The sequence below is a fragment of the Segatella paludivivens DSM 17968 = JCM 13650 genome (assembly GCF_000373185.1).
GTDB classification, from domain to species: domain Bacteria; phylum Bacteroidota; class Bacteroidia; order Bacteroidales; family Bacteroidaceae; genus Prevotella; species Prevotella paludivivens.
On record NZ_KB890677.1, the window covers coordinates 1 to 2,108 of the forward strand.

2 protein-coding genes are annotated in these 2,108 nt (G+C 33.2%); one reads left to right on the forward strand and one right to left on the reverse strand.

Going from position 1 to position 2,108, the window contains the following annotated elements; all coding sequences use genetic code 11:
- Positions 1-345: 345 nt before the first annotated feature.
- Complete coding sequence (locus tag B045_RS0111620) at positions 346-1,305, forward strand: transporter (RefSeq protein WP_025884333.1); 960 nt, start codon at positions 346-348, stop codon at positions 1,303-1,305.
- A gap of 137 nt (positions 1,306-1,442) precedes the next feature.
- On the opposite strand, the gene B045_RS14950 is transcribed toward B045_RS0111620, so the two are convergent.
- Complete coding sequence (locus tag B045_RS14950) at positions 1,443-1,937, reverse strand: hypothetical protein (protein WP_018464431.1); 495 nt, start codon at positions 1,935-1,937, stop codon at positions 1,443-1,445.
- Between the last annotated feature and the right edge of the window lie 171 nt (positions 1,938-2,108).

Consider the following 2,108-nt stretch of genomic DNA (forward strand, 5'->3'; position numbering starts at 1 on the left):
CAAAGGTATTACAAACGAGCGCAGAATCATCAAACTTGTTTGAATGTTATGCCGAGTGCAGTCTACCTTATACAAAGGTAATATATTTAATACAAAATGCAGGTCCTTATTACCACTCCTTACCTAAAAATAACATAGTTATGGAATCATTAAACATACTAATTATGCAAGCAAATAGGTAAAATACTTATTCATGTTAAGATAAACGAGCCATGGGGCATAAGTAATGACAAACTTAAACTAAACATTAAACAAACAATTCTATTAACAATAAAAACTGTAGTTTATTTTGCGTTGTTATCAATTTGCAGTACCTTTGTAATGAATTTAATCAGGTTTAGTCTTATGAGAATAATAAAATTTATCAAACAATGGACGTTGCTTTTTGCTATTTGCATGGGAACAATAATTTATCTTCTTTTTTCACGTATATCGTTTCTCGTACCAATAGGTGATGTTGTTGGCCCTCGTTTGGTAAGTTTGATGCCCTTTGTTATTTTTACGATGCTTTATGTCACCTTCTGTAAGATCAAGCTTGATGAGTTTCGACCTCGTACTTGGCATCTCTGTCTACAAGGTATTCGTACATTACTTTCTGCAACTGTAGTTTTTGTTATTTCTTTGACAACATCGCCTGAGACTAAGATGATCTTGGAAGGAGTCTTTGTCTGTGTTATTTGTCCTACAGCAGCTGCAGCTCCTGTTATCACTGAAAAACTTGGTGGAAGTATTGCTTCTATGACAGTATACATGATTATAGCGAATTGTTTCACTTCTATAATTATTCCTCTTTTCTTTCCAATGGTTGAAAAATCAGCGGATATTACTTTCCTCTTTGCTTTTCTGATGGTACTTAAACGTGTACTTTTAGTTTTGGTATTACCTTTATTACTGGCGTTATTTACGAGAAGGTTCTTACCGAAGATTATAATCTGGCTAAAGTCAAAATCTAATATAGCTTTTTATTTGTGGTCCTTCAATCTTTCTATTGTTATGGGGTTGACAGTGCGAATGATTACTCGTTCACAGCTTATGGGTACCACAATGGCTTTATTGATTATTTTACCGTTGATTATTTCCATATTGCTTTTTGGTATTGGCAAATTGGTTGGTGGTTTCTGGGGAGAGAGTATTGCTGGCGGACAGGCTTTGGGACAAAAAAATACCGTTATAGGAATATGGTTAATGCTTTCATTTCTTAACCCGACAGCAGTTATTGCGCCGTGTGCTTATGTTATCTGGCAAAATATAATTAATGCACTACAGTTGTGGTATAAAGGAAAATATGGCTATTTGAAATGGTAGTGTTTTAACTGATAATATGTTATAAGAATTATTCGTTATAAGAAATTCAGGGGGGCTAGTAAACCCCTATATTAATAAGCTTTTTGATCAGTTTAGCTTTTTCACATAAGTGTTACAGCAGTTGTGTTATGAAGAACCTAATAATTATCTATAATCCTTTTTCTCTTTTGTCTTTCATCAGTGCCATGAGTAAATATCTTATCAGCTACAAGCTTTATCAAATTAAGTAAGTTGGTAGGTTGAGTCTTATACCAGATCATAGCTAATTCATCTTTATCCACCTTAAATTTCGGATAGTTATTTTTGGGCTTTATACCATATATGACGACTTCTCCCAATCTATATGAAGTTGGTGATAAAAAGACGGTGTCACGTAATTCACTATTACGTAATACCAACTTCTCATAAAATGTTTTATCAAACTCTACAGAAGAAAAATCATTTGGTAAATCAACAAATCCACTAGCATCTGATTTTAGAACTAAATGACCATCAACGGTAACAGATGCATTATCAATAGGTTGATGACATAAAATATCAATAATAACACACCTTTTATTCGCCAATGCTTTATTTGCCGAAACAATAGTCATGGTGAATATTATTATAAAAGAAATAGCTTTTGCTTTCATGTTTTTTGTAGTTAATCCTTGTGTTGTAAGTTAATTTTATCCAACGGTATTACAAGCGAGTGCAGAATCATCAAATTTGTTTGAATGTTATGCTGAGTGCAGCTCTACCTTATACAAAGGTATTGCAAGCGAATGCAGAATCATCAAACTTGTTTGAATGTTATGCTGAGT

What these genes read in the sequence shown, in the direction of transcription:
- B045_RS0111620 (WP_025884333.1), top strand. Translation starts at nt 346, where the DNA reads ATGAGAATAATAAAATTTATCAAACAATGGACGTTGCTTTTTGCTATT.
- B045_RS14950 (WP_018464431.1), bottom strand. Translation starts at nt 1,937, where the DNA reads ATGAAAGCAAAAGCTATTTCTTTTATAATAATATTCACCATGACTATT.